The organism is Aerococcus sp. L_32, from assembly GCF_050689315.1.
Genome location: NZ_JBOEQF010000205.1, coordinates 1 through 3774, shown reverse-complemented (window position 1 = coordinate 3774; position 3774 = coordinate 1). Strand labels below are relative to the sequence as shown.

Genomic DNA, 3774 nt, shown 5'->3' with positions numbered 1-3774 from the left:
TGAGCTTCTAACGACTTAATTCATCTCTATCTCGTGTTCGAGTTTCATTTCTATGAATTTTTTCAAACTCTCCACCTTTTACAAACTCTTTAATTTCACTCACAAGGTTATTCATGAGCTTTTCAGCTTGTCTAACAGTTGCACCAAGGGTATTTTCCATAAACTGATTAAAACCTCTGTAAATGCCCTTAATTTCGTTTTTAAGCGATTTATTCTCTTTCTCCAACGAATCAATTTTCTCTAAATTATTATTAAATCTATCTGCCAAATCATTGTAATCACGCACTACCTCTTTGTATTTGCCTTTTACGTAATCAATTCTTTTTGGTAAATCTGTTTCTGCATATTTTTTTAGTTGCTCATTCGATTTATATAAATCTTCATAGCCTTGTATTAAAGCATTTAATTTACTTTCAGGGATAATCACATTTCCTGTTTTTCGTTCTTCATTTTTCGTAAATTCATGACGTAACTTACCAATTCCAATCGTTTCGCCACTTGGTACTTTGACCGTTTTCGTTTCGTCTTTTAAATCTAAACTTTCTTTGTTGATTGTTGGTGTTTTATCGTTCGATAACGCTAAAACTTCTGACTTTCGCTGTTCCAGCGTGGTAGTCATCTCTTTTAATTCGTCCTTTGCCTTTTTATATTCAGGCACCGTTAAATTTTTACGTTCTGACCCTTTTTCGCCACGTTCAAGCTCAAAACCACGCTCATTTAAATACTTTGGCAATTCGTCTTGTACCGCCTGTAAAGCTTGACGATTAAAAATAGTCTTTGCTGATAACCGCTTTTCCGCATTAAAAGGCACAATACCTAAGTGCATATGCGGTGTTGTTTCGTCTAAGTGAACTTGAGCGTAGCGGATATTCTCATCACCAAATTTTTCAGCGAAGTAATCTTTCGACTGTTCGAAAAAGTCTTTAATTTCTTTATCGTCTTTATCTTTAAAAAATTGGTTGTCAGAAGTTATGATCCATTCGTTTATTAATACAGCATCTTTTCTGACAGCACGACTACTCGATTTATTTTCGTTAATAAATTGCTGAATATCTGTTTTGTAATTCTCTGTGCGATTGACTAAGTCATAATTCAAATACGAGCGTTCCGTATCAATATCTTTGTTTGAATGATTGTCAGTTAACCGTTGATTATGATTACCCATGCCGACTAAATTGCCAGCTTTCATCTTCTGCATTCTCGCCACTACAAATGACATATAAACACTCCTAACTTCGGTACAGCTTCCATGTAAAGTATAACCCACTATACTTTACTTCGTAAAGGTGGGCTCGCCGAGGGGTCTTGCAGACGGCTCTATCGGCTCTTTTGAGCCGAGTATCAGCGCACCCTTATGGTGCAATTAGCTGATACCTGTTTGACGATTTGCTGCCCTACTATTCTAGTAGGTATGCAAACCTCAAACCAAAATAAAAGCCCCCTTCGACTTTCGTCAGGGGGCTTTTATTTAATCCATATGGTGAATAAATATCGCTTGTAACGCATTCAAAGAATCTTGGTGTTCTTCATCTACCTCAACTTCTTTTAACGCTTTTTGAAGAACACCAATCTCCTCCCTCGTCAAAGTATGCTTAACACCGTATTCAAGATAAATTGAATTATCCCATTCCATTTTCGTCACCTATCCCTTTATTTCTCCAGTTTCTTTGTCATAATCAGAACGACCATATCGGCGCTCTTGATAGACAGCATCAAAATATAATCTTAATAAGCCTGTATGCGAACGTAAAACTGAATTAATCACTTTCATACTCGGTAAATTATATTCAGTTCCATGATTTCTCACAAACCTTCTTAGTTCTCGCATATTTGCTAAATCATGTTCATCGATTAAATCACACACTTCATTCAACATATCATCTTTATCTTCAACATCTAACGTTATATAACGATCGATATCAAAATTATTAATTAACTTAATATCTTTACGACTATACTTATATTTACTTTTTGCTAAAGCATCCTTAGATTCATGCGTTAAATACAAATACATATTTTCAATACTTGTAACAATAATTTTCACTAAAGCAACACTCTTATCACCTAAAAGACCTTTAATTTTAAAACGAACACTATCTGCTGTTACAGGATTTTTAGCAACATAAATCACATGGTAATGTGCTTTTTTATACTCTTGTCCTTCTACATCACTTTTATCTTTATCATGTAATGGGCTAATTGCAATTGGAACTCCAATCGATTCTAATCTCATTTCCCAATCATTCGGAATACTTTCTGGATACAACAAAAATGTAAAATATCTTGCTTTATCTTTTGCCATAAAAATTACACCTTCCTAGTTACCATACTAGGAAAACAAGGGAAAATTTGATAAACTTAAATTGCGAATTCAAAGAATATCAAATCTTATGAGCCCTTGCTTTTTCTAGCAGGGCTTTTTTTTATTTTTCTAAATCTTTAATCACTACAAAACGAATATATGACGACAGAGACATCCCTAAAGATTCCGCTTTTTCAGATATACGCTGTTTTAACGATGCAGGAACTATAACATTAATATTTTCTTTTTTTTCAGATTTTTCAGACACTATAATCACCTCATAAATAAAATAACATATTATTTTATTTATAACAATTTAAATAATGTAATATTTTATTTTGTGCCAATTTCTCGCCAATTTCTCGCCAATTTCTCGCTCACTTCTCGCCAAGGCAAAACCCTTGAGCAAGTAAGGATAAAGCATCAAAAAAAATGAATTTGGCACTCGGCACTTAAAAGGGGGGTCGTAGTACCCCCCAGAAGTTGGTCGATTTTTTCAAAATCTCCCCCATAGTTTTTTGTTTTCAACCTTTTTTTAACAAAAAACATCTAAAAACACTGTTATATCAGCATTTATTTAGTTATTATAAAAATGTAGTTGTTTCTATATAGTATCAAGACAAGAAGAAACTCGTTTTCAACTCGTTTCAAATTCCCAAGTTAGGAGGGATAAAATGAAAAATAATAATGTAACAGAAAAAGATTTATTTTATATTTTAGATTTATTTGAACACATGAAAGTAACTTATTGGTTAGATGGTGGCTGGGGGGTAGATGTATTAACTGGAAAACAACAAAGAGAACACAGAGATATAGATATAGATTTTGACGCTCAACACACTCAAAAAGTTATACAAAAATTAGAAGATATCGGATACAAAGTAGAAGTTGATTGGATGCCTTCACGTATGGAACTTAAGCATGAAGAATATGGGTATTTAGATATTCATCCTATAAATCTAAATGATGATGGATCAATTACCCAAGCAAACCCAGAAGGTGGTAATTATGTTTTCCAAAATGACTGGTTTTCAGAAACTAATTACAAAGGTCGAAAAATACCATGTATTTCAAAAGAAGCTCAACTTCTTTTTCATTCTGGTTATGATTTAACAGAAAAAGACCATTTTGATATAAAAAATTTAAAATCAATAACATAATTGCTTTATTCCAATTGCTTTATTGACGTTGAGCCTCGGAACCCTTTTAAAAACCGTGGGCTTCCGCCCACACCTGACAAACGCAATGCGTTTGATCATGCCTCTGAAAAGTGAGTAAACAGTCATACCTGTTGGCTTTTCTGTCGGTTTACAAAAGCTAAATGACAACAAAAAAAGCTGCAAGGGTAAATGCACTCACTACGTTCGCCCTTGCTGCTTTTTCTATTGCCATTTTTAACGCTTATGCCGACGAAAAGACCAAACAGGTATAAATATACTCGAATTGATTTAAAACGCCTTAAAACGCAAATA

At 33.7% G+C, this 3774-nt stretch carries 5 protein-coding genes; 1 reads left to right on the top strand and 4 read right to left on the bottom strand.

What is annotated here, in order from left to right; genetic code table 11:
* Positions 1-7: 7 nt before the first annotated feature.
* The 4 genes from mobV to ACRCJ0_RS10435 all read right to left on the bottom strand — a co-directional run bounded on the left by mobV (position 8) and on the right by ACRCJ0_RS10435 (position 2570).
* Positions 8-1219, bottom strand: coding sequence for a MobV family relaxase (mobV, locus tag ACRCJ0_RS10450; protein WP_431390397.1), 1212 nt, complete (start codon positions 1217-1219; stop codon positions 8-10).
* A 249-nt stretch (positions 1220-1468) separates the two neighbouring features.
* Positions 1469-1633 carry a hypothetical protein gene (locus ACRCJ0_RS10445; RefSeq protein WP_172699695.1) on the bottom strand — a complete coding sequence of 55 codons (165 nt, stop codon included), beginning with the start codon at positions 1631-1633 and terminating at the stop codon, positions 1469-1471.
* A gap of 9 nt (positions 1634-1642) precedes the next feature.
* Positions 1643-2302: a replication protein gene (locus ACRCJ0_RS10440; RefSeq protein WP_105139627.1), complete on the bottom strand. Its 660-nt coding sequence runs from the start codon at positions 2300-2302 to the stop codon at positions 1643-1645.
* 121 nt (positions 2303-2423) lie between these two features.
* Positions 2424-2570: a hypothetical protein gene (locus tag ACRCJ0_RS10435; RefSeq protein WP_172699694.1), complete on the bottom strand. Its 147-nt coding sequence runs from the start codon at positions 2568-2570 to the stop codon at positions 2424-2426.
* A gap of 406 nt (positions 2571-2976) precedes the next feature.
* Between ACRCJ0_RS10435 and lnu(A) the strand changes: the two genes are divergently transcribed.
* On the top strand, positions 2977-3462 hold the full coding sequence (gene lnu(A), locus ACRCJ0_RS10430; RefSeq protein WP_431390396.1) for a lincosamide nucleotidyltransferase Lnu(A): 486 nt from the start codon (positions 2977-2979) through the stop codon (positions 3460-3462).
* Positions 3463-3774 lie beyond the last annotated feature (312 nt).

Excerpts from the sequence above, each read along its gene's own strand:
- ACRCJ0_RS10440 (WP_105139627.1), bottom strand. The coding sequence starts at position 2,302 with ATGGCAAAAGATAAAGCAAGATATTTTACATTTTTGTTGTATCCAGAA.
- ACRCJ0_RS10445 (WP_172699695.1), bottom strand. The coding sequence starts at position 1,633 with ATGGAATGGGATAATTCAATTTATCTTGAATACGGTGTTAAGCATACT.
- mobV (WP_431390397.1), bottom strand. The coding sequence starts at position 1,219 with ATGTCATTTGTAGTGGCGAGAATGCAGAAGATGAAAGCTGGCAATTTA.